Genomic DNA, 26,711 nt, shown 5'->3' with positions numbered 1-26,711 from the left:
CCCGCACCCGGCGGCCCCGCCGCCACGAACCGACACCCCGCAGGACCTGGAGAGCACCGTGCAGCACGCCACCGTCGACACCGCCCCCGACGCGGACGTCGAGACCACGACGGCCCGCTGGCAGTCCGCCATCGACGCCGCCGCCCGCGCCGGCGGCGGGAGGGTCGTCGTCCCCGCCGGGACGCACCGCACCGGCTCCCTGCGCCTGCGCTCGCACGTCGAGCTCCACCTGGAGGCGGGCGCCGTCCTGCAGTTCGTGCCCGACCCCGCGCTCTACCCGCCCGTCGAGGGACGGTGGGAGGGCGCCCCCGAGACGATCCACCAGCCGTGCGTCTACGCGCGCGGCGAGACGGACGTCGCGATCACCGGGTTCGGCACGATCGACGGCGGCGGCGCGCCCTGGTGGGACACGTTCCGGAACCGCAGGGACGAGCTCGCGCACCCGCGCCCCACCCTCCTCGGCCTGCACGAGTGCGAGCGCGTCACCCTCCGCGACGTCACCTTGCGCAACTCGCCGAGCTGGACCGTGCACCCGCTGCTCTGCGACAACGTCACGATCACCAACCTCGTCATCGTCAACCCCGCCGACTCGCCCAACACCGACGGCATCGACCCCGAGTCGTGCCGGAACGTGCGGATCAGCGACTGCCACATCGACGTCGGCGACGACTGCATCGCCGTCAAGGCCGGCACGGAGCGCTCCCCGCAGCGGGTGGCCTGCGAGAACATCACCATCACCAACTGCACGATGGTGCACGGCCACGGCGGCGTCGTCATCGGCTCCGAGATGACCGGCGGGGTGCGGGGCGTCGTCATCAGCAACTGCGTGTTCGAGGGCACCGACCGCGGCATCCGGTTCAAGGCCCGGCGCGGGCGCGGCGGCGTCGTCGAGGACGTCCGCGTCACCAACGTCGTCATGCGCGGCGTCATGTGCCCGTTCGTCGTCAACCCGTTCTACTTCTGCGGGCCCGACGGCAAGCTGCCGCGCGTCGGCGACCGCGACCCCCACCCCGTCGGCGACGACACCCCCGTGTTCCGCCGCATCCACCTCGCGCACATCACGGCGCGCGACGTGCACGCGAGCGCCGGGCACCTGTTCGGGCTGCCCGAGGCCCCGCTGACCGACCTCACGCTCGACGACGTCACCGTGTCGTTCGCCGCCGACCCCGTGCCCGGGCAGCCCGCCATGGCGGCCTGGGTCGAGGACGTCACCCGGCAGGGATTCCGCCTCGGCCACGTCGCGGACTCCGAGATCGTGCGGGTCCGGGTCGAGGGGCACGACGGCGCCGCGTTCACCGTCGAGGACAGCCCCACGCTGCGGATCACCGCGTCCACGGGCGGGGACGCGTGAGCACCGCGGTGCGCACGGCGGCGCCCGCCGAGGCCGGGGCGGTGGACCGGCCGCCGCGCCGCACCGTCGAAGTGTGGTCGGCCGCCGCGGGCATGGTGCTCACCACCGTGCTGGCCGGCGGGTTCGCGCTCGTCGTCAACGCCGTCGACGAGCAGACGTTCGCCGACTCCCTGCTGCCCGCGCTGCGCGAGACCGGGACGGTCGCCGACGGCGTCGCCCTCGACGCCGCGTTCACCGGCGCCCGCACCCTGGCCGCCTGGTTCGGGTTCACCGTCGTGACCGTGCTGCTGCTCGGCGCGATCGGCATCTTCCTCGCCCGCCGCCGCCCGCGCCGCCGCGGCACCGGCTGGTGGTTCCTCGCCGCCGGGCTGGTCTGCCTGGTCGGCAGCCAGCTCGTCCTCTACCCCGTCGCCTTCCTGTTCTTCGTCAGCGCCGGGCTGTTCGCCCTGCGCAAGCCCGACCCCGGGAGCAACCCATGAGCAAGTCCACCGCCGCGCCGACGACGTCCCGGCCGTCCCGGAACGCCGGCGCCCGCCGCGTCTCCCCGGGCCTGCGGGTGTTCCGTGTCGTCAACGGGATCGTGCTGACCACGTTCGCGCTGCTCTGCGTGATCCCGTTCCTCAACGTCCTCGCCAGCTCGTTCGCGACGCCGGGCGAGCTCGCGACCCGGTCGTTCATCCTCGTCCCGTACGACTTCACCCTCGACGCGTACAAGTACATCCTGGCGACGTCGACGATCTTCCGGGCGATGGGCGTCTCGCTGTTCGTCACCATCGTCGGCACGTTCGTCAGCCTGCTGCTGACGTCGCTCATGGCGTACGCCCTGTCGAAGAAGTACCTGCGCGGCCGCCGCGTCATCAACTTCCTCGTCGTGTTCACCATGCTGTTCTCCGGCGGCATGATCCCGACGTTCATCGTCGTGCAGAGCCTCGGCCTCATCGACTCGCTGTGGGCGCTGATCCTCCCCGTGGCGATCAACGCGTTCAACTTCGTCATCATGCGCAGCTTCTTCCAGGCGATCCCCGAGTCGCTCGAGGAGGCGGCCCGCATCGACGGCTGCTCCGACCTCGGCACGTTCTTCCGCATCGTGCTGCCGCTGTCGCTCGCGTCCATCGCGACGATCGGCCTGTTCTACGCCGTCGGGTACTGGAACACGTACCAGAACGCCATCCTCTACATCAACGACTCCACCAAGTGGCCGATCCAGGTGCTGCTGCGCCAGATCGTCATCGTCGCGTCCGGCGTGAACGGTGACGCCAGCGCGGTCGACGTCGTCCCGCCCGCCCAGTCGGTGAAGATGGCCGTCATCGTCATCGCGACCCTGCCGATGCTGCTGGTCTACCCGTTCATCCAGCGCTACTTCGTCAAGGGTGCGCTCATCGGGTCCGTCAAGGGCTGACGTCCACGACGTCCGACGGCCCCGTCCTCCTACGCGGAGGGCGGGGCCGTCGTCGTCCGGCCGGTCAGGCGCTGCCGGACGCCGGGACGTACGTCGCGTCCACCTGCCAGGCGGGGGAGAGGTCCTCGCCGAACCCCTGCGACACGACGGTCAGCAGGCCGTCGTCCGTCAGCACCAGCCGGAGCCGGACCGACGCGAGCTCGTCGCCCAGCACCGCGCACCGCAGGTCCAGGGTGCCCGGACCCGACCAGCCCGCGGTGACGACCGCCCGCGCACCCTCCACGGTGGCCTCCCTGGGGGCCGCGAGGTCGAACGGCAGCACCCAGCCGGCGTCCGCCGACGACACCGTGCCCCCGGCCGGGCCGACGGCGAGCGACAGGTCCGCCGGGGCGCCCGGCACGTGGGTGGTCCACCGCCCGGTGACGGTGCACGCGTGTACGGCGTCGTGGTGGGGGCGTGGCCAGGTCAGGGACGGCGTGGCGGTGCCGGCGCCGTCGGTGGTGCCCGCCGGGTCGTCGGTCGGACGGTCGGCACCCTGGCCGGTGGGGCTCTCCGCGGCGCGGCGGGCCGCCGACGTCGGGAAGGTCGTGGACCGGCCGGCCCACCAGCGGGGCACGACGTTCTGCAGCAGGGCGTCGATCAGCCGCTGGTCACCCGCCGGGCACACCTGCGTGTCCGCCGTGACCACCACCAGCAGCCGCCGCGTCGGGTCGCCCCACGCGAGCTGACCGCCGAGGCCGAACATCAGCCAGCCGCCCCGGGCCGGAAGCCACGTCTGGAACCCGTACGACTGCCGGAGCTCCGACCCCCACGACTGCTGGCGGGTGTCCGCCTGCGGCGACGTCATCGCGGCGACGAACCCCGGCGGGAGCAGGGCGCGGCCGTCGTGCACGCCGCCGTCCAGCACCACCTGGGCCACCCGCCGCAGGTCGCGGGCGCTGCACACCAGGCCCGACCCGCCCTGGCTCCAGCCGTCCGGACCGGGGAGGAACCGCACCCCGCCCGCGCCGATCGGCTCCAGCAGACGCCGGTGCAGGAACGCCGCCAACGACGTCCCCGCCAGCCGCTCGACCAGGGCCGACAGCACGTACGACCCGCTCGTGTCGTACGTGAAGACGGTTCCCGGGCGCCGCGTCGGCGGGACCCGGAACCACGACTCCAGCCACGGGCCGTCGTACCGCTTGTACGTCGTGGCGCGGTGCGGGCCGCGCATCGTCAGCAGGTCGTGGACCGTCGCCCGCTCCAGCCACGGGTGCACCGGGACCTGCTCGCCGACGTGGTCGACGACGCGGTCTTCCAGGCGCAACGTCCCGTCGTCGGCCAGCATCCCGACGGCCAGCGCCGTCCACGACTTGCCCACCGAGTACATCCGGTGCGGCGTGTCCAGGGTCAGCGGGGCGCAGGCCGAACCCTCGACGACCTCGCCGTCCACCACCACCTCCACCGTGTGCAGCGCGACGTCGAGCGTGCGTGCCCGCTCCGCGAGCAGGGCGGTGAGCGTCGTCATCGGACGGCGCCCGCCGCCGCGACCGGTGCCACGTCGTCCGACGCCGCCGCCTCGGCGGCATCGAGGACACCCAGGTCGCGCAGCGCTGCGACGACGATCCCCGCCACCGCGCGGGCGCCGTCGAGCGACAGGTGCGTGTCGTCCCGCTCGCCGTCGGGGTAGCCGGGCCACTCGCTAGGTTCCAGCCATAGGAACGAGGCCTTGCTGCCCTCGACGCCCTGGGACTGCCAGAGCCGTCGGGTGGCGAGGGTCAGGTCGACCAGCGCGACGCCCTCGGCCTCCGCGAGGCGACGCACCACCTGCGGGTACGCGCCGTGCGTCGACACCGCGCGGTCGCCCTCGAACCGGCGCCGCTCCACCGACGTCACCAGCACCGGCGTCGCCCCGCGGGCACGAGCACCCGCGAGCACCCGGCGCAGGTGCGCGGGGTAGGCGCGGTGCGGGTCCGCGTGCCGCTCGTCGTCCTTCGCGTCGTTGTGGCCGAACCCGACCAGCACGACGTCGCCCGGCGCCACCTGCTCCAGCGCGGCGTCGAGGTGGCCGCTCGCGACGAGGCTCGTCGTGCTCATCCCCGACACCGCGTGGTTCGCCACGTCCCGGCCGCTCAGGCCCGCCAGGACCTGCGCCCAGCCCGTGCGCGGCGCCCGGTCCGGCGCGTAGTCGCTCGCCGTCGAGTCGGACAGCACGTGCAGGCGCCCCCGCGGCGCGGGCGCAGGGGACCAGCCGGCCAGGTGCGCGTCGGGGTCGACGCCGTCCGGCAACGGCAGGGCGTGCTCCGCCGACGCCGCCACCGCACCCGGGGCGAGCGTCGTGCCCGCCTCGCCGAACCGCGCGTCCGTCCGCCACGAGTAGCCGCCCATGTCGGCCCACCGCTCCGCCGCGACGTGCGGACCCACCGTGCAGTCCACGAACAGGGCCTGCCCGTCCGCCTCCGGACGCCCGCCCGGGTGCCACGGACGCGCCAGGTGCACCGAACCCGGCGCGACGTCGTCGTCCGCCGTGAACGTGACCCCGCGGAACAGGAACCCGCGCGGGTTCTCCCGCACCGTGCTCGGCGCCGCCACGTACCCCGCACCGCACGAACGGACCTCCCCGCCCTCGATCAGCGCCGTCGCCCGCCCGTACACGAAGTCCACGTCACCGACCACCAGGCAGTCACGCACCAGGACGTGGCTGACCTGCGCGAACGACCGCGAGTCCAGCAGCAGCGTGTCCTGACGGCCCAGCAGCCGGCAGCCCTCCACCACCACGCGCGTGCCCCGCGTGCGCAACGCCAGCGCCTGCTGGTCCGGGACGTCCGTGCCCCGCCGCTTGTCGTACGTGTTGCGGATCGTCAGGTGCCGCAGCGTCACGTCGTCGGCGTCCACCGTGAACGTCGCGCACTCCTGGATCACCGGCATCCCCGTCGCGCCGAGGTCCCCCTGGCGCAGGTCGCTCGTCACCACGACGTCGGCCGGGTCGCCCGTGAGGGACCTGATCAGCAGCGGGGCGCGCCGCGGCGCGACCACCACCTGCTCGGGATAGACGCCGGGATGGACCACGATCTCGGTGACGTCGGGGTCGGCCAGCGCGAGGCCCAGGGTGGGGACGAGGTCGGCGTCGTCGCCGACGTGCACGGTGCGGGACATGACACGAGGCTAGTAAGCGGTTTCCGGTGGCGTCCAACCCGTCCGCGACTCAGCGCAGGATCCGCCGAGTCAGCGCAACTTCCGTCGAGTCAGCGCTCCGTGGCGCGAGTCAGCGCACCGGTGGTGCCGGACGGCGCGGGGAGGCCGCGCGTCGTCGCGTTCACGGGCCCCAGGGGGCCCTCCACTTCGGGAAGGACGACGACGCGCGGCCTCCCCGCGCCGTCCTCCCGGGTTGCGGAACGCGGAACGCCGAGCCGAGTCAGCGCGGGCATCGTCGAGTCAGCGCTCGATGGCGTCAGTCAGCGCACGTCCCCGCGAGTCAGCGCAGGACCCGTTGCCTCAGCGCTGTCGTCCGCGAGTCAGCGCAGGATCCGCTCGGTCAGCGCTTGGTACGCCGACTCAGCGCATCGTGAGGCGACGGCGGGCCGCGTCCCGTGCTGGCGCGAGCGACCGTGCGCCGACTCGACGAAACTCGCGCTGACTCGCGGACGACAGCGCTGACTCGCGGACGACAGCGCTGACTCGCGGACGACAGCGCTGACTCGCGGACGACAGCGCTGACTCGCGGGAAGTTGCGTCGGGTCGCGGCTACCAGGCGGCGTTGCGAGCCATCTCCAGGGCGATCTCCTGCCACCACTGGCCGGCGGGCGGGCCGCCGTTGCAGGAGCCGTCCGACTCACCGGGCAGCTTCACCCACAGCAGGGCGTCCAGACCGGACGCCTCCGCGACGACGCGGGGCCGCTCCCCGAGGGCGCGGCCGCGCGGGTTGCACCACTCGCCGTTGGAGCCGTTGCCGTTGCGGGACGTGTCGATGACGAACCGGGCGCCGCCGGTGAGCGCGGAGATCTGCTCGCCGTAGGCGCGCTCGCCCGCGGTCGGCCGGTAGTTGGAGGTGTTGAGGGCGAACCCCACGGCGTGCTCGAACCCGACCTGGTTGAGGCGGTCCGCCGCCTCGGCCGCACTGAGCCACCCGGAGTGGCCGGCGTCGACGTACACGCGGCCACCTGCCTCGGTGAGGACGCGTGCGGCGTACCGCAGATAGCCGATCCGGTCGCCCTGGCCGCTGCAGTCACCGAGCTGGGCGAGGGCGTCGGGCTCGAGGACGACGGTCGGCTCGCCCTGGATGCCGTCGGCGACGACGTCGACCCAGCGGGCGTACTCGCTCTCGGCCACGCCGCCGCCCGAGTGGCTGCCACAGTCCCGGCCGGGGATCGCGTAGACGGCCAGGACCGGCGTGGCACCCGCCGCGACGGCGCGCCCCGTGTAGTCGGCGACGGCGTCCCGCTCGGTCGCGGCGTCGTTCCAGTTGCCCACCCAGTACGCCTGCGGGGTGAGGGCGATCTTCTCCAGCAACGCCCTCTCGGTGCCGCCGGCGGCCTGCCACGCCGTCCACGCCTGGGTGCCGGGGTCGACGTAGAAGTCGCCGGACGGCATCGGCGTCGGCTCCGGGGTGGGCTCCTCGCTGGGATCCGGCGACGGTGTCGGTGTCGGCGTCGGCGTCGCGGTGGCCGACGGCGTGGGCAACGACGTCGGCCCGGTCACCTGGCCGGTGCAGGGCACGCCGTCGAGCGCGAAGTCCGTCGGCACCGGGTTGCTGCCGCTCCACGAGCCGATGAAGCCGAAGCTCGTCGTCACGTCCGCGCCGAGCGCGGCGTTCCACGCGACACCCGAGGCCTGCACCGTGCGGCCCGACTGCGTGACCTCCGCGTTCCAGGCCTGCGTCACCTGCTGGCCCGACGCCGTCGTCCAGGTGAGGTCCCACGCGTCCAGCGCGTCGCCGAGGTTGGTCACCGCGACGTCGCCCTGGAAGCCGCCCTGCCACTGCGACGTCACCCGATAGTCCACCGTGCACCCGGCGGCCGCCGTCGCGGTCGTCGCCGCGACCACGCCGGCCGTACCGGTCACGCCCAGCGCCATCATGGCGGCCAGCGCCGTCCAGCGGGTTCGTCGTCGTACCTGCCGCATGCTGTGCTCCGATCCGAGGGGACAGACGGAGGTCCACGCTAGGAGGCGTCGTGCGTGCGCCCCTACGGCCTAAACGTTTCGGTCCTCCGTCGGCCGATCAGGTCCTGCGGCGAGTCGGGCCCCGTCGTGCTGAGGCCGCGGAGCTGCGCTGACTCGCGCCTGGCTGCGCTGAGTCGCGGGGCCTTGCGCTGACTCGCGCCGGCCTGCGCTGAGTCGCGGGACGTCGACGGCGCGGCCGGCCCCGGAGGGCCGACCGCGCCGAGCGGTGCCGCGCCGGGTCCCGGCGCGTCGGACCAGGTCGAGCCCGGTCGAGGCTGGTCGGACGACCGGATCAGACGAGGTCGCGGACCGCGGCGTACTGCTCCCGGACGACGGGCCGCGGGTCGGCGGCGAGCGTCGTGTCGACGGTCGCCGCCCACGCCGGGGCGTCGGCGCCGGGCGTCGTGGCGGCGGCGAGCACCCAGGCGGCCTGGCGGGCGGCGCCGTCGGCCACGTACTCGCCGGGTTCGGGCACGGAGATCGGCACGCCGAACACCTGCGTCGCGACCTCCTGCACCGCGGCGGACCGGGCCGCGCCGCCGATGAGCATGACCCGCTGGACGGGGACGTCGAGGGCGCGCAGCGCGTCCAGGCCGTCCGCGAGACCGCAGAGCATGCCCTCGACGTAGGCGCGGGCGAGGTGCTCCCGCGTCGACGTGGCCAGGCGGATCCCGTGCAGGGTGCCGGTCGCGTCGGGGCGGTTCGGGGTGCGCTCGCCCTCCAGGTAGGGGACGAGCACGAGGCCGTCCGACCCGGGCGGGGCGGCGAGGGCGAGGCGGGCCAGCTCGTCGACGTCGACGTCGAGCAGGGTGCGCGCCGCGTCCAGCACGCGGGCCGCGTTGAGGGTGACGGCCAGCATGAGGGCGTTGCCCGTGGCGTCGGCGAACCCGTTGATCGCGCCGGAGCCGTCGGCGGTGCGGCGCGGCGCCACGGCCGACACGACGCCGGACGTGCCCAGCGAGATCGCGATGTCGCCCGGCTCCATGCCGAGGCCGAGGGCCGCACCGGCGTTGTCACCGGCGCCCGGGCCGAGGAGGGCCCCGCCGTCGACGTCCGCGCCTGCCACCGACGGGTGCGCGGTCCCGCCGGACTCCGCCGGACCCAGGACGCGCGGCAGGACGACGTCGTCGCGGCCGAGGGCGAGGCGCAGCAGGTCGGGGCGGTACTCGCCCGCGCCGTCGGCGCCCTGCGCGTCGTAGTAGCCGGTGCCGGACGCGTCGGACCGGTCCGTGACGAGGGCGTCGAGGTCCGGGCCCAGGGGCGAGGAGTCGGCGGGGCCGTAGCCCGCGATGCGCCAGGTCAGCCAGTCGTGGGGGAGCGCGACGGCGGCGACGCGCGCGGCGTTCTCCGGCTCCGCGTCGCGCAGCCAGCGCAGCTTCGTGATCGTCAGGGACGCCACGAGCACCGAGCCGGTCGCGTCGGCCCAGGCCTGCGCGCCCGCGGTGCGGTCGCCGTCACCGAGCTCGCGGATGAGGTCCTCCGCCGCCGGGGCCGAGCGGGTGTCGTTCCACAGCAGGGCGTCACGGATGACGCGGCCCTCGGCGTCGAGCGCCACCAGGCCGTGCTGCTGCCCGCCGACGGCGATCGCCGCGACGTCGTCCAGGCCGCCCGCGGCGCGCGCCGCCTCGCCGAACGCCGTCCACCAGTGGTCCGGGTGGATCTCCGTGCCGTCCGGGTGCTTCGCGGCACCCGAGCGCACGAGCGCGCCCGTCGCGGCGTCGCGGACGACGATCTTGCAGGACTGCGTGGACGTGTCCACGCCTGCCACGAGGGGCATCTTCGCTCCAGGAGTAAGTCAGAGGGTGACGCGCCGAGATCGACCCGTGCGGACCGAGATCGACCTTCAGGAGGTCGATCTCGGTCCGCACGGGTCGATCTCGGCAGGGGGACGTCTCAGCCGATGAGGTGGCGGAGCGCGAGCTGGTGCAGGCGCACCAGGCCGTAGTCGCGCTCGGCGACCTTGTCGGCGTCGATGTCGACGGACTCGTCGGCGAGGAACGCGTCGAACGACTCGCCGGCCGCGAGGGTCGGCTCGGCCAGCTCGAAGATGCCGGCGTGCTCGAACGCGGCCTGGACCTCGGAGTCCTCGCGGTAGGCCTTCGCCTTGGCGGCGAGGAGGTCGTAGGTCTCCATGTTCGCCTTGGCGGACTCCCACACGCCGTCGAGGTACTCGGTGCGCGACGGCTTGTAGTCGAAGTGGCGCGGGCCCTCGTAGCGGGGGCCGCCGTTCGGGAAGCCGTTCTCCAGCAGGTCGACGGTGAAGAACGCGTTGAGCAGGTCGCCGTGACCGAACACGAGGTCCTGGTCGTACTTCGGGCCGTGCTGACCGTTGAGGTCGATGTGGAACAGCTTGCCGCAGTACAGCGCGAGCGCGAGGCCGTGCGTGTAGTTGAGGCCCGCCATCTGCTCGTGGCCCGTCTCCGGGTTGAGGCCCACGATGTCGCCGTTGTCGAGCGTGTCGATGAGGGCGATGGCGTGGCCGATGGTCGGCAGGAAGATGTCGCCGCGGGGCTCGTTCGGCTTCGGCTCGAGGCCGATGCGCAGGTCGTAGCCCTTGGACTTGATGTACGCGGCGACGGTGTCGATGCCCTCGGCGTAGCGGGCGTGCGCGGCGTGCAGGTCCTTCGAGTTGTCGTACTCGGTGCCCTCGCGGCCGCCCCACATGACGAACGTGGAGGCGCCCATCTCGGCGGCGTTGTCGACGCTGCGCAGGACCTTCTTCAGGCCGAAGCGGCGCACGTCGCGGTTGTTCGACGTGAACGCGCCGTCCTTGAAGATCGGGTGCGAGAACGTGTTGGTGGTGACCATCTCGCAGACGAGACCGGACTCCTGCGACGCCTTCTTCACGGCGTCGATGCCGGCCTGGCGCTCGGCCTCGGTGGCGCCGAACTCGAAGATGTCGTTGTCGTGGTACGTGAAGCCCCACGCGCCGAGCTCGGCGAGCTTGTGGATGGACTCGGCGGGGTCGAGCGCCGGGCGGGTGGCGCTGCCGAACGGGTCGTTGGCGGGCCAGCCGACGGTCCACAGGCCGAACGAGTACTTGATGTCGCTCACGGGGTCTCCTCGTCGAGTCGGGCGCCGGGGCGACGGTGGCCACGGCGTTTGTTGTATGGCTGAACTATTACCCGTCGTTCGGCTAGAGTCAAGGCGTGACCGCCGAGCCGACGACGACGCCCAGCGCCTCCGCCGCGCCCGCGGACCCCGGCGGGGAGGCCTCGCGCCAGCACACCCTGCGCGAACGCAACCTGCGCCTCGTCGCCCGCGCCGTCTACGACGCCGCAGCCGCCGCCGGCACGCGTCCCGACACCGTCCCACCGTCCCGCGCCGACGTCGCCGCCGCCACCGGGCTCACCCGCGCCACCGTCTCCACGCTCGTGGACCGGCTCGTCGCCGCCCGCCTCGTCGCCGAGCTGCCCCCCGCACCCGCGCAGCGCGCCGGCCGACCCGCCGTGCCCCTCGTGCCCGCGTCCCGCACCGTCGTCGGCCTCGGCCTCGAGGTCAACGTCGACTACCTCGGCGTGCGGGTCCTCGACCTCGCCGGAGAGGTCGTCGCCGAGCACGTCGAGCGCGGCGCGTTCCACGACGCCGACCCCGCCCGCACCCTCGGTCGGCTCGGGGCGCTCGCCGCCGACGCCGTCGCGGACGTCGAGGCCGCCGGCATGCGCGTCGCCGGGGCGCGACTCGCCCTGCCTGGACTCGTCGACGCCCGCACCGGCGAGCTCGAGGTCGCCCCCAACCTCGGGTGGTCCTCCCTCGACCCCGTCCCCCTCCTCGGCCTGCGCGACCTGCCGGTCCGCGTCGCCAACGAGGCCAAGCTCGCCGCCCTCGCCGAGCTCGCCGGCGACGTCCCCGACTCGTTCCTCCACGTGTCCGGCGACGTCGGCATCGGCGCCGCGATCGTCGTCGACCGCGCGCTGTTCCTCGCCGAGCGCGGCTGGAACGGCGAGGTCGGGCACGTCGTCGTCGACCCCGCCGGACCGCGCTGCACGTGCGGCGCCCGCGGCTGCCTGGAGCAGTACGCCGGCAAGGAGGCCGTGCTGCGCGCCGCCGGGCTCCCGGCCGACGCGCCGCTCGCGGACCTCCTCGCCCGGCTCGACGACGAGGACGGCGGCGGTACCGCGCGGGCCGCCGTGGAACGTGCCGCCCGGGCCCTCGGCTCCGCGCTCGCCGACTTCGTCAACCTCACCGGGGTGTCCACGATCGTCCTCGGCGGCGTCTACACCGAGCTCCTGCCGTGGCTCGCCCCCGACGTCCACGCCGGCCTCACCGAGCGCGTCCTCGCCGCACCCTTCGCCGCGCCCGACGTCCGCGCCGCCCGCGGCGGCAAGTTCGCCGCCCTCACCGGTGGCGCCCGCGAGGTGCTGCGCGACGTCGTCGCCGATCCTGCGCCCTGGGGCTGACCTCCTCGGATCACCGTCGAGCGGTGCTCACACCGGCGCCGGCGAGGCCGGGGCGGGCGCCCACCGATGGCGCGGCGGCCTCCCGGCGGAGGTGCCCCGGGTCAGCCGAGCGTCCAGCGCACCACCGTCACCAGGCCCACGACAGCCAGTGCCGTGAGCCCGAGCACCGCGACGGCGATGCCCAGGCAGCCCCACTCGAACCGGGCCGTGCGGACGTCGTCCGCGGCGTCCTGCGGCTCCTGCGCCGCGGCGTCGTGCAGGGATCGCAGGCGCGTGCGGGCGAGGGGGCCGAGCGTGTCGTCGTCGCCGTCCCACGCGATCGCCCGAAGCCGCCCGCCGGGCGTGCGGAACTGTCGTTCGAACGCGGCCACCTCGGCCGGGTCGGCGTGCTCGGCGAGGTACGACCAGCGGCCCGCCTGCGCCGTCTCGCCCTGGCTGCGGTAGACGGCGGCCAGGCGCTCGCGCACGTCGAGGCGGTCGGGTCGGCCGTGCGCCAGGCTCCGCAGTCGGTTGACGGCGGGCAGCACGCGTCCGTGGGCGAGGTCGTCGTCCACGCGGCTCAGGGTCTGGTCGATCGGCACCGGACGAGCATGGCGCCGGGCGTGCCACCGGGCAAGCGAGTTCCGGCGGCGCAGGGCCGGGTCGAGCGCGCGGCGTCGTACCGGGTACCCTTGCAGCGTCCGTCGGGCGCCCCGCCCGTCGTGACCGGCCGGAGCGTGAGCGTCCGGTCCAGCGCCTGTAGCTCAGGGGATAGAGCACCGCTCTCCTAAAGCGGGTGTCGAAGGTTCGAATCCTTTCAGGCGCACCCTTCGTCCTGGCCGTCGTGCGCTCGCGCGACGGCTCCATACCCTGCCCCGTGATCGCCCGACGGCGGGCTCCGTGCCATGGCATCCGTCCTGCCCGTCGGGCGATCCCGAGCGGGCCGTCCGCGATGGCGCGCACCAGGGTTGCGGCGGTACGCTCGTCGAAAGTTCGGACGTACGAAAAACGAGGTTCGGGGTGCAGCAGAAGAGGTCCGCGCGACGTCGCGCGGCAGGGTGGTCCGGGGCGCTGGCGGTCGGCGCACTGGCGTTGTCCGGCTGTGCCGGGCCCGAGGCGCCCGGCGGCGCCGACGACCGTCCCGTCGTCCTGACGACGTTCACCGTCCTGGCGGACGTCGCGCAGAACGTCGCGGGCGACCACCTGCGCGTCGAGTCCATCACCAAGGTGGGCGCGGAGATCCACGGCTACGAGCCCACCCCGCGCGACGTCGCGAAGGCGTCCGACGCCGACCTGATCCTGGACAACGGCCTCCACCTGGAGGCGTGGTTCGCGAAGTTCGTGGACTCGGTCGACGTGCCGCACGTGGTCGTGTCCGAGGGCGTCGACGTCATCGACATCAGCGAGGACGCCTACGCCGGCACGCCCAACCCGCACGCCTGGATGAGCCCGCTCAACGTGCAGCTGTACGTCGATGCGATGGTGGACGCGTTCGGCGAGCTCGACCCCGCCCACGCGGCGGACTTCGCGGCCAACGGCGCGGCCTACCGGGCCGAGCTGCAGGAGGTCCACGACGACCTCGTCGCGCAGCTCGACACGTTGCCGGCGAACGAGCGGGCCCTGGTGACCTGCGAGGGCGCGTTCTCCTACCTCGCGCGGGACGCGGGACTCACGGAGCACTACCTGTGGGCGGTCAATGCCGAGCAGCAGGCCACGCCGCAGCAGGTCGCGGCCGTCATCGAGACGGTGCAGGCGGACGACGTGCCCGCCGTGTTCTGCGAGTCCACGGTGTCCGACCGGGCGATGCAGCAGGTCGTGCAGGCCACGGGCGCGCGGTTCGGGGGCACGCTGTACGTGGACTCGCTGTCCGAGCCCGACGGTCCCGTCCCCACCTACCTGGACCTCGTGCGGTACGACGCGGCGACGATCGTCGCGGGCCTGACGGGGGAGGACGCGTGACGCCGGGCATCGAGGTGACGGACGTCGCGGTGCGCTACGGCGACGTCGTCGCGCTCGACGGCGTGACGCTGACGGTGCCCGCCGGGCGCGTCACCGGGCTGGTGGGGATGAACGGGTCCGGCAAGTCGACCCTGTTCAAGGCGATCACCGGTGTCGTCCGGCCCCGCCACGGGACGGTGCGGATCGCGGGCGTGGACCCGGCCGCGGCCCGACGGCAGGGCGTCGTCGGGTACGTGCCGCAGAGCGAGGACGTCGACTGGTCGTTCCCCGTCTCGGTGCGCGACGTCGTCATGACGGGCCGGTACGGGCACCAGGGGTTCACGCGGCGCCCGCGCACGCAGGACCGGGCCGCCGTCGACGAGGCGCTCGACCGCGTCGACCTGGCCGGCCTGGCCGACCGGCAGATCGGGCAGCTGTCCGGCGGGCAGCGCAAGCGGGCGTTCGTCGCCCGGGGGATCGCGCAGGGCGCCCGGGTGCTGCTCCTCGACGAGCCGTTCGCCGGCGTGGACAAGCGGTCGGAGGCCACCATCGTCGCGCTGCTGCGCGAGCTCGCGGCCGACGGTCGGACCGTGCTGGTGTCCACCCACGACCTGCACGCCCTGCCGGACCTCGCCGACGAGGCGGTGCTGCTCCTGCACCGGGTGCTGTTCCACGGGCCGGTGGCCGACGCCCTCGCCCCGCACCGGCTGTCCGCCGCGTTCGGCCTCGACCTGGGCCCGGGCGGCCCGGGCGAGCCCGGCGGGGTTCCGGCCGGTCGGGTGCCCGGTGTTCCGCCCTCCGCCCGGGCGGACCGCCTGGGTGCGGCCGCGGGGGAGGGGTCGTGAGCCCGCTCGACCTGCTCCTCGAACCGCTCCAGTACGACTTCATGGTGCGGGCGCTGGCCACGACCGTCGTCGCGGCGGTGGTGTGCGCCCTGCTGTCGTGCTGGCTGGTCCTGATCGGCTGGTCCCTCATGGGGGACGCGGTGTCGCACGCGGTGCTGCCGGGCGTGGTGCTGGCGTACGTCGTGGGCGCGCCGTTCGCGCTGGGGGCTCTGGTGTTCGGGTTCCTCGCGGTGGCGCTCATCGGCGTGGTCCGGGACACCAGCCGGGTCAAGGAGGACGCGGCGATCGGCATCGTGTTCACGACCCTGTTCGCGGCGGGGCTGGTCATGGTGTCGGTGACGCCGAGCCAGACCGACCTGAGCCACATCATCTTCGGCAACGTGCTGGGGGTGTCGACCCCGGAGCTCGTGCAGGTGGCGGCCCTCGCCGCGATCGCGCTGGTCGTGCTGGTGCTCAAGCGCCGCGATCTCGTGCTCTACGCGTTCGACCCCCTGCACGCGTTCGCCATCGGGCTGTCCCCGCGGTTCCTCGGCGCGCTGCTGCTGGGCCTGCTGGCGCTGACGTCGGTGGTGGCGCTCCAGGTGGTGGGCGTCGTCCTCGTCGTGGCGATGCTCATCATCCCGGGGGCCACGGCCTACCTGCTGACGGACCGGTTCGGCCGGATGCTCGTCATCGCGCCGCTCGTGTCCGCCGTGTGCTCCGTGGTGGGGATCTACCTGTCGTACTGGTGGGACGCCGCCACGGGCGGGCTGGTCGTGGTGGTCCAGGGCGTCGTGTTCGCGCTGGTCTACGTCCTCGCGCCGCGGCACGGGCTGGCCGGGCGCCTGCGTCGCCACCGGGCGCGCGCCGAGGACGTGCAGGTCGAGCCGGTGGGCTGAGCCTCAGTCGGCCTCGGCGTGCGCGATGTGGTCGAGCTGGCGCCACACGAGGGCGAGGGTGAGCCCGGCCCCGACGAACGCGAACCAGAACGGCGCGGTGATCCCGAAGGCCTCGGCGAGCAGGCCGCCGAGCGCGTTGCCCACGACGATCCCGCCGAACACGCCCACCATGTAGACGGACCCGACGCGCCCCTGGAGCGCGGTCGGGACGGCGCGCTGGCGCACCGTGTTCGACACCGTGCCCCACACGAACGCGTAGAGGCCGAAGACGAAGAGGATCACGAGGGCGACCCACCCGGTGGTGGTCAGGGCGAGGGCGAGGTGGAACACCACCTCGAGCGTGAGGCAGACCTTCATGAGGGTGGCGAGGGAGAAGCGGCGTTCGAGCCGCCCGTACAGCACGGTCGCGACGAGCCCGCCGATGCCCGACGCCGTCGTCAGCAGCCCGAACCCGACCGGGCCCATGCCGAGGTGCTCGGTCGAGTAGAGGACGAGCACGGCCCACGGCGCCGCCCACGTGAGGTTGAACGTGAAGATCACCAGCGCGAGCGTGCGCACCGGCGGGTTCGCCCACAGCCAGCGCAGGCCGTCCGCGATGTCGCGACGCACGTGCGTGGGCAGGACGTCCCGCTCGACGGGCGGCACCCGGAGGCGCCCGATCTGCACGATGGCCAGGACCCCGCACACGAGCTGCACCGCGAACGGCCACGCCGAGCCGACGGCGAACAACGCGGCCCCGAGCGGTGGCCCGGCGAGCTGGTTGGCCGTGAGGAACCCGGCCTGGAGGCGGGCGTTTCCGAGCCCGAGGTCCTTGGAGTCGACGAGCATCGGCAGGAGCGTCTGCGCGGCGGAGTCCGCGAACACCTCCGCGACCCCCATGAGGAGCAGCGCCACCAGCACGAACGTGATGTCCACCCGGCCGGTGAGGACGGCTGCGACCAGCACGGCGATGACGACCGCCCGCAGGGCGTTCGACACGATGACGAGCCGGCGCCGGTCCCACCGGTCGGCCATCGCGCCCGCCCACAGGCCGAACACGAGCCAGGGGAGGCGGGGGAGCAGGGCCGCCAGCGCGACGAGGGCGGCGGAGTCCGTCAACGACGCGACGAGCAGCGGGCCCGCCGCCAGGGCGATCCCGTCCCCGACGTTGCTCGTCCAGCTCGACGCGAGCAACCACCGGAAGCCCGACCCCAGACGCGCCGGAGCGATCAACTCCAGGAGATTGCGCACCGGGAGAGGTTATGGCATGGCGCGGGCCGTTCCACGGATACCTCGGCGGACCTGCGCAGATAGGCGCTCAGGACATGTCCTCAGACTGTTGACGCGGTCCATCGGACCCGGGCAGACTGCCGGGTGGCAGCGCGCATCGCCCGCCCCCTGCGCGATGCGCGCTGTCCCCACCTCCGCTGCCTCGCACGCCACGCCGTCGCCGTCGTGCCCCGGGGCCACCTCCCGCCGGCGCCCCGCACCCGTCCCAGGATTCCCCGGACGTCGGCGTGCCCCGCCCGAGCCGCCCCCGCCGCCGGTCTACCGTGCTGACGTGAGAGTGCTGCGCCGATCCTCCGCCGCTGCCGCCGTCGCCGAGACGCCGGCCGAACCACCGGCCGCCCCCGGCGGTCCCGAGCAGGGCGCGCCCGCGGACACCTCCGCCCGTCCCGCGGGGCAGCCCGCCGCGGCCCGCCCCTCCGACCCCGACCGGCCCGCCGCGCCCACCCCGCTCGCCGACGCCGTCCGCACCTGGCGGGCCGGGCTCGTCGACCTCGTCGGCGGCTCCAGCCTCGCCGACGTCGGGCTCCTCGGGGAGGCCGTCGTCGACCTCTCCACGGCGCACCCCTCCGGCGTCGCCGGGCTGTTCGCCGGACGCGCCACCCGCCTGTCCAACCTCGTGCGCGAGCCCGCCGTCTTCCCCACGGCGCGCCGCCGCGCCCGCGCCGTCGTCGTCCGCGCCGCCGAGCACGCCGCCCGCTACGGCATGTCGCCCACCTACCTCGCCATCGGCGTCGCCACCTGGACCGAGCACCTCGACGCCGCCGGCGAGCCCACCGCCGACCGCCGCCACGACCTCACCGCGCTCGCCGAGGTCGCGTCGTCGGCCGCCACCACCAGCGCGGCCTCCGCCTCGTCCGCACCCGCCGCCAGCGCCGCGTCCGCACCCGACCCCGACACCGGGACGACCGACGACGACAGCGCCGCCAGCCCGGCACCCGCCGTCACCACGTCCATCCCGATCGTCAGCATCGCCCGGCAGGAGTCGCGCGCCCGGCGCACCACGCCCCCCACCGACGACGAGGTCGTCGGCACCCGCACCGTCCACGCGCCGATCCTGCTGCGACCCGTCACCCTCACCCCCCGGGGCGAGGGCGAGACCGACTACGAGCTCACCCTCGAGCCCACCGCCGAGCTCAACCCGCTGCTCGTGCGCGCCCTGCGCGCCCGCGGCGCCGACCTCGACGCCACCGCGCTCGCCGACGCCACGTTCACCGCGGCGGGCTTCGACCCCGACGACGTCCTGCACCGCGTCGCGCAGATCGCCGGGCAGCACCTCGACGATCTCCGCACCGACCAGCGGGTGCTCGTCGGGACGTTCGTGCACCCCGGGCAGGCGCTCGTCGACGACCTCGACGAGCTCACGCCGTCGCTCGGCCGTCACGAGCTCGTCGCGGCCCTCGCCGGGGTCGACACCGCCCTCGCGAAGGTCGCGGCCGTCGAGCTGCCCGCCCGTCGGCACGGCGACGCCGACCCGGCGCGCGAGCGCGGCGTCGGCGACCTCGACCCCGACCAGCGGCACGTCGTGGACGTCCTCGCCGGTGGCCAGCACGTGTTCGTCGACGCCCCGGTCGGCGCGGACGTCGCCGGCACGGTGGCGGCGGTCGTCGCGGAGGCCGCGGCCGCCGGACGGTCCGTGCTGTACGTGACCGGGCACCGCCGCGCCGCGGACAAGCTGGCGCAGCGTCTCGACGAGCTCGGCCTCGAGGGTCTCTCCCTGGACGTGACGCCGCGGCCCACCTGGCGCGAGGACATGACCGGGCGACTCCTCGGCGCGATGGCGACCGAGCCGGAGACCCTCGACGTCGCCGGTCCCGCCGCCGTGCGCGACGCCCTCATCGGGGCCCGGGCCCAGCTCGCCGGGTACATCGACGCCCTGCACCAGCGGCGCGCGCCCTGGGACGTGTCCGCCTACGACGCCCTCCAGGAGCTCGCCCGGCTCACGTCCGAGCGTCCCGCACCGTCGACGACGGTCCGGCTCGGCGCCACGACGACGCTCGCCCTGGACGGCGACCGTCGCCGCGCCGTCGCCGCCGACCTGCAGCGCGCCGCCACGCTCGGGGCGTTCACGCTGCGCCCCAGCGCCACCCCGTGGTTCGGCGCGAACCTCCTGACGATGGACGACGCGCGGGACGCGCTGTCCCGCGTCCGCCGGCTCAAGGAGGCGACGCTGCCGCAGCTGCGCCGCCAGATCGCCTACACCGGGGAGGTCACCGGGCTCGAGGCGCCCACGACCATGCGCCGCTGGGGCGAGCAGCTCGCGATGCTCGCCGGGATGCGCTCCACGCTCGACGTGTTCCACCCGATGGTGTTCGAGCGCACCGCCACCGACCTCGTGCAGGCCACCGCGACGCGCGCGTGGCGGCGTGAGCACGACGTCGAGATGGGCTGGTTCACGCGCCGCCGCCTGCGCAAGCGTGCCAAGGACATGGTCCGGCCCGGCGTGCGCGTGGCCGACCTGCACACCGCTCTCATCGAGGTCGCGGCCCAGCGCGACGTGTGGGCGGAGCACTCCTCGCGCGGCGGCTGGCCCACCCTCCCCGAGGGTCTCGCGACGATCGAGGACACCTTCGAGGCCGTGAAGCACGACCTCGAGGACCTCGAGCCCGTGCTCGCCACCACGACGCACGGAGCCCGCCTCCTCGACCTCGACCTCGACGCCCTGTCCGAGCGGCTGCACCAGCTCGTCGGCGACCCCGAGTCCCTGGAGACCTTGCCCGAGCGCACGGCCCTGCTGCGCCGCGCCCGCGAGGCCGGCGTCGGCGAGCTCGTCGACGACCTCACGACGCGGCGCGTCCCCGCGGACCTCGTCCCCGCCGAGCTCGACCTCGCCTGGTGGTCCAGCGTGTTCGAGCAGATCCTCGCCGAGCAGCCCGTGCTCGCCGAGCAGGACGGTGCCGGGCTCGACGCCCTCGCCCGCCGGTTCCGTGCCCTCGACGCCCGCCACCTGGAGTCGTTGTCCGCCCCCGTGCGGGTGTCCGCCCGCGCCCACCTCGGGACCGCCATGCGGGAGGACCGCGACGGCGCCGAGGCGATGTTCGCCGAGCTGATCGAGGGCCGCATGACGTCCCTGCGCGACCTCGTCGACTCCTACGGCGACGTCGCCCGCCGCCTGCGCCCCGTCGTCCTCGCCACCCCCACCCTCGTCCCGCACCTCCTGCCCGCGCACCGCACCGTCGACCTCGTCGTGCTCGACGCCGTCCAGCACGTCCCCACCGAGGTCGTGCTGCCCGCCGTGGCGCGCGGACGCCAGGTCGTCGTCGTCGGGGACCCCCGCGCCGCGTCCGGCAGCAGCGTCGTCGAGCTCGCCGACGTCCTGCCGCACGTCGCGCTCCAGCCCCGCGAGAACAACCGCGACCCCGAGCTCACCCGCCTGCTCGCACGGCACGGATACGACGGGCTGCTGCGGCCCGCCCCCGTGCCCCGCGCCGAGGTGCTCGTCCAGCTCGACGTCGTCGACGGCTCCGGCATGCCCGACCCGGTCTCCGGCGCCGTGGAGAGCACCCGCGCCGAGGTCGACCGCGTCATCGAGGTCTCCATCGAGCACGCGCTCACCCGCCCCGAGGAGACCCTCGGCATCGTCACCGTCACGGCCGCGCACGCCGACCGCATCCGCGAGGCGCTGCTCGCCGAGGTGCGCGCCAACCCCGCGCTCGCCCCGTTCTTCTCCGGGCGCCGCGCCGAGCCCGTCGTCGTCGCCGACATCACCGGCGTCGCCGGGCTGGAGCGCGACACGATCCTGCTGTCCGTCGGGTTCGGCCGCACGCCCCACGGGCGCGTCCTGCACCGCTTCGGGGTCCTCGGCTCAGACGGCGGCGAGGCCATGCTGCTCGGCGCCGTCGGCGCCACCCGCCGCCGCCTGCACGTCGTGTCCTGCTTCGACGCCGCCGCGCTCGACACCGACCGGCTCCGCGGCGGTGGCCCCCGCCTCCTGCGCGAGCTCCTCGAGCTCGCCGAGCAGCGCTCCGGCCGCGCCGACCAGGTCGAGCTCGGCAACGGCGTCGACGTCGGCCGCGTCCCCGACCGTCTCGTCACCGACCTCGGTGAACGCCTCTGGCGGCTCGGCTACCTCGTCGAGACCGACTACGGCACCGGTGACGGCGACCACGTGCCCCTCGTCGTGGGCCACCCCGACCTGCCCGGCGAGATGCTCGTCGCCGTCCTCACCGACGACGCCGCCTACGTCGCCGAACCCTCCGTGCGGGTCCGCGACCGACAGCTCGCCCAGCGGCTCGAACGCCTCGGCTGGACCGTCACCCAGGTGTGGTCCGCCGCCGTGTTCCTGGATCCCGACGGCGAGGCCGACCGCGTCCGCCGCCTCGTCCAGCAGGTGCGGGACGCCCGCGTCGGCACCACCGGCGGGGTCGTCGTGCCGCCCGAGGTCGTGGTCCCCGTCCTGCCCGACGACGGCGAGCCCGGCCCGGTGCCGTCGGCGTCCGCCGCCTCCGCCACCTCGGCGGCCTCCGCCTCCTCGGCGGCGTCCGCCACGGTGGTCGACCCCGCGGAGGACCCCGCCGCGGACTGACCCCGGCGACGACGGTGACGTCGGTGCGGTCCCGCCCGTCCGGCACGCGCCCCGCTAGGTCGGACCGCAGGTCGCGAGTCGGTGCCCCCGGGGTACCACCCCACGACCGGTGGGACGAGCTCGCGGCGGACGCCGTGCCCCGAGAACCGCCGGGCCCGAACGGGTGACAATGGGCCGGTGAGCGAGCAGCAGGAACCCGAGGCGAGCGACGGCCGGCCCGAGACCGCGGACACCCCGACCGACGGCACCACGACGCGCCGTCGCCGCTCGCGACGAGTCGTGCGGCAGGGGACCGAGACGCAGACCGTCTGGGGAGTCACCGGCGACGACGCCGGCGGCCACGACGACAACGACGACCGCCTGCGCAGGGACGTGCCGCCGCACTGGTGAGCCGGCGGTCCTCGGGCGGTCGCTGGGTCGGTGGGGCGGGTCCGGCGCGCGGTCGCGCTCACGGTTGCTGTGCAACCTGCGCTTCCCGTCCGACGACCGCGCGCCGGACCCGCCCCACCTCCCGTCGCCGTGCGGCCGGCGGGGCGCCGTCAGGCGCGGCGGTTCTGCTCGGCGAGGAGGTCGCGGATCTCGGCGAGGAGCACGACGTTCGGCTCGGGCACCGGGGCGGGCTCCGGCTCCTGGCCGCGGGCGCGGCGCTCGGCGAGCTTGTTCATCGGGTACACGATGACGAAGTACAGCGCGGCGGCGACCAGCAGGAAGTTGAGGACGGCGTCGAGGAAGAGGCCGACGCTGAACTCGGCCTCGTTGATCTTGAAGGTCCACAGCTGGGTGAGGTCGGGCTCCCCGAAGATGGCCGCGACGAGGGGGAAGACGAGGCCCTCGGTGAGGGCGGAGACCACCCCGGTGAACGCGGCCCCGATGACGATACCGACGGCGAGGTCGATGACGTTGCCTCGCATGATGAACGTCTTGAAGCCGTCGAACATGTTCTTCACGGTGGTGTTTCCTCCTCCCGGGCCTGGTGGCCCTGCCGGGGCTGTCCCGGCGGCACCGATTCTTCGGGTGACGGCCGCGGGGTGCAACGACGTCCGGGGGCGGGTCGCGCGGGTCAGGGGACGAGGACGGCGGTGACGGTCCCCCAGCCGGAGGTGGCGGACACGGCGGCGGCCTCGTCGGGGTCGACGGCGAGGAGGGTGACGCGGTCGCCGCCGTCGGCCGACGTGCCGCCGAGCAGGCCGCCGGAGGTGTCGGTGCGGGCGGCGGGTCCGGGCAGCACGAGGGCGCGGCGGGCGAGGGTGCGGCCGCGGTCGTCGGCGGCGAGCAGGTCGACGCGGTCGCCGGGTGCGAGCCAGCCGGCCTCGACGAGCCCGACGGCGACGACGACGGTCCCGCGGGGCGCCTGGTCGCCGAGCCCGCCACCGGTGGCGAGCCCGGGGTGCAGGGGCGTCCCGGCGGGCAGCCGGACGGGGGAGGACCGCCCGACGACGTCGGTGGGGTCGGTCACGAGGGCGGGGGCCAGGTCGGCGTCGACGACGACCGTGGTGAGGTCGGCGCGGCGCAGCGGGGTGCCGGCCTCGACGGCGCGGCTCGTGACGACGACCGTGGTCGTGGCGGGTGCGGGCGGTCGGAGCGCCTGGACGGTGGCCGTGGCGGCGAGCCCGCAGCAGACGGCGGCGACGACGAAGCGGCTGCGCCAGGCCAGCAGGTGCAGGCGGCGCAGGACGCGGTCGCGGGAGGGTCGGGGCATGCGGGCACGCTAGGCCCGCGGGCCGGGGGTGCGGCCGGCCGCTCCCGCTGCCCTGGGGACGGCGTCGGGCTGTGGACGGCCCGACGCGCCCGGGGTCAGGAGGAGGCGGCCTTGCTGCTGCCCGAGGACGACCCGCCGGACGACGACCCGCCGGACGACGACCCGCCCGACGACGAACCGCCGGAGGGCGAACCGCCGGACGAGGACGGCTTGCCGCCCGACGACCCGACGGTCGACGACCCGCCGGAGCGGGAGTCGGTGCGGTAGAAGCCGGAACCCTTGAACGTCACGCCGACCGAGCCGTACTGCTTGCGCAGGCGGCCCGAGCACTCCGGGCAGACGGTGAGCGCGTCGTCGGTGAACGCCTGGTGGATGTCGAAGGCGTGGCCGCAGTCGGCGCACCGGTAGGCGTAGGTGGGCACGGAATCTCTCCTCGAGGGCTGGCACTCAGATCATGCGAGTGCCAATCATACGCGGGCGGTAGTCTCGCCTGCGTGTCAGCGACCCCCGCATCGAACGAGCCCGACGCGACGCCCGACGTCGACGACACCATCGAGGACGACGGCGCGCCCGCGCCGCGGTCCCGGTTGCGGCGTGCCGTGGCCGGTCTGGCCGTCCTGGTGGCCCTCGCGCTGGTCGCGACGGTGACGTTCGGCGTCGTGACCGTGCGCAAGCCCCTGCCCGACCTCGCCGGGACGCAGCAGCTCGCGGGGCTGAGCGCCGAGGTCACCGTCGAGCGGGACGCCCAGGGCGTGCCGCAGGTGTACGCGTCCACGCCGGAGGACCTGTTCGCGGCGCAGGGCTACGTGCACGCGCAGGACCGGTTCTTCGAGATGGACTACCGCCGGCACGTCACCGCCGGCCGCCTCGCCGAGCTGGTGGGCGACGTGCCCGCCGCGATCGAGGCGGACAAGGTCGTGCGCACCCTCGGCTGGCGGCAGGTCGCGGAGGAGGAGTGGAACCTCGTCTCCCCGGAGACCCGCTCCTACCTGCAGGCGTACGCGCGCGGCGTCAACGCCTACCTCGCGGACCGCGCCCCCGACGACCTCGCGGTCGAGTACACGGTGCTCGGCACCACCGTCGACGTGGCGACGCCCGCCCCCTGGGACCCGGTGGACTCCCTCGCCTGGCTCAAGGCGATGGCGTGGGACATGCGCGGCAACTACGACGACGAGCTGGGTCGGGCGCTGGCGTACAGCACGCTGGAGGACGTCGACGCGGTCGAGGAGCTCTACCCGGGCTTCGCGGAGGGCGGGAACACGCCGATCCTGCGCAAGCGGGACGTCAACCAGACGCTGCGGGCCGAGGAGGCGGCCGGCGTCTCGCCGGGCGCGTCCGACGACCCGGACGGCACCGGCGGCACCGACGCCTCCTCCACCGACGCCGGCACCGAGGGTGACGCGGAGGGCGACGGCACCACCGGCGTCGCGCTGGGCACCGCCGCCGTGGACGACGCCGTGCAGGCCACCGCCGACGCGCTGGCCGCCGTGCCGGTGCTCGTGGGCCGGGGCGACGGCTCCGGCTCGAACTCGTGGGTCGTCTCCGGCGACCTCACCGAGTCGGGCTCGCCGATCCTCGCGAACGACCCGCACCTCTCGCTCGGCGCCCCCGGTATCTGGTACCAGGTGGGCCTGCACTGCACGCAGGTCGACGACGCGTGCCCGTTCGACGTGGCGGGCTTCTCGTTCTCCGGGTTCCCGGGCGTCGTCATCGGGCACAACGCGGACCTGTCGTGGGGCCTGACCAACATGGGCGCCGACGTCACCGACTTCTTCGTGGAGCGCGTCCGGGGCGACACGTGGCTGCGGGACGCCGAGGCGGAGGAGTGGGCCGACCTCGACGTGCGCACCGAGACCATCCGCGTCAACGGCGGCGACCCGGTCGAGCTGGAGGTGCGGTCCACGGACCACGGTCCGCTGCTGTCCGGCGTCCTGGACGTGGGCGCCGTCGTGGACTCCCCGACGGAGGCCGGCACCGAGTTCGGCGAGTACGCGGTGTCGCTGGCGTGGACGGCGCTCGAGCCCGGCCGCACCGCCGACGCCGTGTTCGCCATGGGGACGGCCTCCGACGCCCAGGACATCCGGGCCGCGGCCGAGCTGTTCGAGGTGCCCGCGATGAACATCGTGTTCGCCACGACGGACGGCCACATCGGCTACCAGGCGCCCGGCAGGATCCCGGTGCGCGACGTCGTCCCCGGCCCGGTGGCGTCCGACGGCACGTGGCCGCGCCCCGGCTGGGACCCGCGCTACGACTGGCAGGGCTACGTCGACCCCGCCGACATGCCGCGCGCGCTGGACCCGGAGGCCGGGTTCATCGTCGCCGCGAACCAGGCGGTGCTGCCGGGCGGCAACGACCCGTACCTCACGCAGGACTGGGACCACGGCTTCCGCTCGGAACGGGTGCGGACCCTCCTGTCGGAGCAGATCGCCGCCGGCCGTCCCTTCACCGTCGCGGACATGGAGGCCATCCAGTCGGACGACTGGTCGCCGTTCGCCGCCGCGCTGGTGCCCGTCCTGCTCGACGTCGAGGTGGACGACGCCTACGACGCCGCCGGGCAGGAGATCCTCGCCGGCTGGGACTACCGCACCGGCAGCGACTCGGCCGCCGCCGCGTACTTCAACGCCGTCTGGCGCAACCTGCTGTCGACGACCTTCTGGGACGACCTGCCCGAGGCCGCGCTGCCCACCGGCGGCTCCCGCTGGCTCGTCGTCGTGCGGGACATGCTGGAGCGGCCCGAGGACCCGTTCTGGGACGACCGCTCGACCCTCAACGTCGTCGAGACGCGGGACGAGGTCCTGACCCGCGCCCTCACGAGCGCGCGGCGCGACCTCACCGTCGAGCTGTCCAAGGAGCCCAGCGACTGGGACTGGGGCTCGCTGCACCAGCTCCGCCTCGAGCACCCGGTGCTCGGCGGCGACGACGTGCCCGCCCTCGTGCGCGACTTCGTCAACCCCGCGCCGGTCCCGATGGCGGGCGGCACGTCCGTGGTCAACGCCACCGCGTGGGACGCCGCGTCCGGCAGCTTCGCCGTCACCGCGGGCCCGTCGATGCGGATGGTCGTCGACATGGGCGACCTCGACTCGTCGACCTGGGTGAACGTCACCGGGTCGTCGGGCCACCCGGCGTCGTCGCACTACGACGACCAGCTGCCCGTCTGGGCGGCGGGGGAGAGCTTCGCGTGGCCGTTCGGCCGGGACGCCGTGGCGGCCGCCGCCGAGGACACGACGACGCTCACGCCGTGACACGTGGGGCCCGGGTCGTGGCGACCCGGGCCCGACGTCGGTCGGTCGTC

20 protein-coding genes and 1 tRNA gene are annotated in these 26,711 nt (G+C 74.7%); 11 read left to right on the top strand and 10 right to left on the bottom strand.

Annotated features, from left to right (window positions below; translation table 11 throughout):
* The first annotated feature begins 58 nt into the window (after positions 1–58).
* The 3 genes from ATJ88_RS14970 to ATJ88_RS14960 are packed head-to-tail and all read left to right on the top strand — an operon-like array spanning position 59 to position 2,750.
* Positions 59–1,351: a glycoside hydrolase family 28 protein gene (locus tag ATJ88_RS14970; protein WP_098464514.1), complete on the top strand. Its 1,293-nt coding sequence runs from the start codon at positions 59–61 to the stop codon at positions 1,349–1,351.
* A complete protein-coding gene (locus tag ATJ88_RS14965; RefSeq protein ID WP_098464513.1) occupies positions 1,348–1,830 on the top strand; it encodes a hypothetical protein in 483 nt (160 codons plus the stop codon). The genes ATJ88_RS14970 and ATJ88_RS14965 overlap by 4 nt, the downstream gene beginning before the upstream one ends.
* Positions 1,827–2,750 carry a carbohydrate ABC transporter permease gene (locus ATJ88_RS14960; protein WP_098464512.1) on the top strand — a complete coding sequence of 308 codons (924 nt, stop codon included), beginning with the start codon at positions 1,827–1,829 and terminating at the stop codon, positions 2,748–2,750. The genes ATJ88_RS14965 and ATJ88_RS14960 overlap by 4 nt, the downstream gene beginning before the upstream one ends.
* A 64-nt stretch (positions 2,751–2,814) precedes the next feature.
* Here the strand turns inward: ATJ88_RS14960 and ATJ88_RS14955 are convergent, their stop codons facing one another.
* The 5 genes from ATJ88_RS14955 to xylA all read right to left on the bottom strand — a co-directional run bounded on the left by ATJ88_RS14955 (position 2,815) and on the right by xylA (position 10,943).
* The gene (locus tag ATJ88_RS14955) at positions 2,815–4,257 is read right to left on the bottom strand and encodes a serine hydrolase domain-containing protein (protein ID WP_098464511.1); all 1,443 of its coding nucleotides are present in this window, start codon (positions 4,255–4,257) and stop codon (positions 2,815–2,817) included.
* The gene (locus tag ATJ88_RS14950; protein ID WP_098464510.1) at positions 4,254–5,885 is read right to left on the bottom strand and encodes a pectinesterase family protein; all 1,632 of its coding nucleotides are present in this window, start codon (positions 5,883–5,885) and stop codon (positions 4,254–4,256) included. The genes ATJ88_RS14955 and ATJ88_RS14950 overlap by 4 nt, the downstream gene beginning before the upstream one ends.
* Positions 5,886–6,473: 588 nt before the next feature.
* Entirely contained in the window at positions 6,474–7,850 is a 1,377-nt protein-coding gene (locus ATJ88_RS14945; RefSeq protein WP_098464509.1) for a glycoside hydrolase family 6 protein, read from the bottom strand.
* 331 nt (positions 7,851–8,181) lie between these two features.
* Entirely contained in the window at positions 8,182–9,666 is a 1,485-nt protein-coding gene (gene xylB, locus ATJ88_RS14940; protein WP_098464508.1) for a xylulokinase, read from the bottom strand.
* A gap of 116 nt (positions 9,667–9,782) precedes the next feature.
* Positions 9,783–10,943 carry a xylose isomerase gene (xylA, locus tag ATJ88_RS14935; protein WP_098464507.1) on the bottom strand — a complete coding sequence of 387 codons (1,161 nt, stop codon included), beginning with the start codon at positions 10,941–10,943 and terminating at the stop codon, positions 9,783–9,785.
* 95 nt (positions 10,944–11,038) lie between these two features.
* Between xylA and ATJ88_RS14930 the strand changes: the two genes are divergently transcribed.
* A complete protein-coding gene (locus tag ATJ88_RS14930) occupies positions 11,039–12,289 on the top strand; it encodes an ROK family transcriptional regulator (RefSeq protein WP_098464506.1) in 1,251 nt (416 codons plus the stop codon).
* A 101-nt stretch (positions 12,290–12,390) separates the two neighbouring features.
* On the opposite strand, the gene ATJ88_RS14925 is transcribed toward ATJ88_RS14930, so the two are convergent.
* On the bottom strand, positions 12,391–12,870 hold the full coding sequence (locus ATJ88_RS14925; protein WP_098464505.1) for a DUF6584 family protein: 480 nt from the start codon (positions 12,868–12,870) through the stop codon (positions 12,391–12,393).
* 151 nt (positions 12,871–13,021) lie between these two features.
* Between ATJ88_RS14925 and ATJ88_RS14920 the strand changes: the two genes are divergently transcribed.
* The 4 genes from ATJ88_RS14920 to ATJ88_RS14905 all read left to right on the top strand — a co-directional run bounded on the left by ATJ88_RS14920 (position 13,022) and on the right by ATJ88_RS14905 (position 15,929).
* Positions 13,022–13,094: transfer RNA gene (locus ATJ88_RS14920), tRNA-Arg, on the top strand.
* Positions 13,095–13,288: 194 nt separating this feature from the next.
* The gene (locus ATJ88_RS14915; protein ID WP_170023656.1) at positions 13,289–14,227 is read left to right on the top strand and encodes a metal ABC transporter substrate-binding protein; all 939 of its coding nucleotides are present in this window, start codon (positions 13,289–13,291) and stop codon (positions 14,225–14,227) included.
* Positions 14,224–15,051, top strand: coding sequence for a metal ABC transporter ATP-binding protein (locus ATJ88_RS14910; protein ID WP_098464503.1), 828 nt, complete (start codon positions 14,224–14,226; stop codon positions 15,049–15,051). The genes ATJ88_RS14915 and ATJ88_RS14910 overlap by 4 nt, the downstream gene beginning before the upstream one ends.
* Positions 15,048–15,929, top strand: coding sequence for a metal ABC transporter permease (locus tag ATJ88_RS14905; RefSeq protein ID WP_098464502.1), 882 nt, complete (start codon positions 15,048–15,050; stop codon positions 15,927–15,929). Before ATJ88_RS14910 ends, ATJ88_RS14905 begins: the two co-directional genes overlap by 4 nt.
* A 3-nt stretch (positions 15,930–15,932) precedes the next feature.
* Here ATJ88_RS14905 and ATJ88_RS14900 read toward each other — a convergent pair whose 3' ends face one another.
* Positions 15,933–17,159, bottom strand: a complete 1,227-nt coding sequence (locus ATJ88_RS14900) for an MFS transporter (RefSeq protein WP_098464501.1) — start codon at positions 17,157–17,159, stop codon at positions 15,933–15,935.
* A gap of 310 nt (positions 17,160–17,469) precedes the next feature.
* Here ATJ88_RS14900 and ATJ88_RS14895 point away from each other — a divergent pair, with 310 nt between their 5' ends.
* Together ATJ88_RS14895 and ATJ88_RS14890 are read left to right on the top strand one after the other, a co-directional pair.
* A complete protein-coding gene (locus ATJ88_RS14895; RefSeq protein ID WP_245852461.1) occupies positions 17,470–21,720 on the top strand; it encodes a hypothetical protein in 4,251 nt (1,416 codons plus the stop codon).
* A gap of 177 nt (positions 21,721–21,897) precedes the next feature.
* Positions 21,898–22,110 (top strand): hypothetical protein, encoded by a 213-nt coding sequence (locus ATJ88_RS14890; RefSeq protein WP_098464500.1) that lies wholly within the window; start codon positions 21,898–21,900, stop codon positions 22,108–22,110.
* 149 nt (positions 22,111–22,259) lie between these two features.
* Here the strand turns inward: ATJ88_RS14890 and mscL are convergent, their stop codons facing one another.
* The 3 genes from mscL to ATJ88_RS14875 form a co-directional block, all read right to left on the bottom strand.
* Positions 22,260–22,658: a large conductance mechanosensitive channel protein MscL gene (gene mscL, locus ATJ88_RS14885; protein WP_098465390.1), complete on the bottom strand. Its 399-nt coding sequence runs from the start codon at positions 22,656–22,658 to the stop codon at positions 22,260–22,262.
* 122 nt (positions 22,659–22,780) lie between these two features.
* On the bottom strand, positions 22,781–23,419 hold the full coding sequence (locus ATJ88_RS14880) for an SAF domain-containing protein (protein ID WP_098464499.1): 639 nt from the start codon (positions 23,417–23,419) through the stop codon (positions 22,781–22,783).
* A gap of 95 nt (positions 23,420–23,514) precedes the next feature.
* Entirely contained in the window at positions 23,515–23,841 is a 327-nt protein-coding gene (locus tag ATJ88_RS14875) for an FmdB family zinc ribbon protein (protein ID WP_098464498.1), read from the bottom strand.
* Between the two features lie 72 nt (positions 23,842–23,913).
* On the opposite strand from ATJ88_RS14875, the gene ATJ88_RS14870 reads away from it, so the two are divergent.
* The gene (locus tag ATJ88_RS14870) at positions 23,914–26,661 is read left to right on the top strand and encodes a penicillin acylase family protein (protein WP_342744857.1); all 2,748 of its coding nucleotides are present in this window, start codon (positions 23,914–23,916) and stop codon (positions 26,659–26,661) included.
* Positions 26,662–26,711: the final 50 nt, after the last annotated feature.

The sequence above is a fragment of the Isoptericola jiangsuensis genome, from assembly GCF_002563715.1.
Taxonomy (GTDB): Bacteria; Actinomycetota; Actinomycetes; order Actinomycetales; family Cellulomonadaceae; genus Isoptericola; species Isoptericola jiangsuensis.
Note: the sequence above shows the minus strand (reverse complement) of the source record. Positions and strands in the feature narration are given on the sequence as shown.

What these genes read in the sequence shown, in the direction of transcription:
- xylB (WP_098464508.1), bottom strand. Translation starts at nt 9,666, where the DNA reads ATGCCCCTCGTGGCAGGCGTGGACACGTCCACGCAGTCCTGCAAGATC.
- ATJ88_RS14950 (WP_098464510.1), bottom strand. Translation starts at nt 5,885, where the DNA reads ATGTCCCGCACCGTGCACGTCGGCGACGACGCCGACCTCGTCCCCACC.
- mscL (WP_098465390.1), bottom strand. Translation starts at nt 22,658, where the DNA reads ATGTTCGACGGCTTCAAGACGTTCATCATGCGAGGCAACGTCATCGAC.
- ATJ88_RS14945 (WP_098464509.1), bottom strand. Translation starts at nt 7,850, where the DNA reads ATGCGGCAGGTACGACGACGAACCCGCTGGACGGCGCTGGCCGCCATG.
- ATJ88_RS14960 (WP_098464512.1), top strand. Translation starts at nt 1,827, where the DNA reads ATGAGCAAGTCCACCGCCGCGCCGACGACGTCCCGGCCGTCCCGGAAC.
- ATJ88_RS14955 (WP_098464511.1), bottom strand. Translation starts at nt 4,257, where the DNA reads ATGACGACGCTCACCGCCCTGCTCGCGGAGCGGGCACGCACGCTCGAC.
- ATJ88_RS14880 (WP_098464499.1), bottom strand. Translation starts at nt 23,419, where the DNA reads ATGCCCCGACCCTCCCGCGACCGCGTCCTGCGCCGCCTGCACCTGCTG.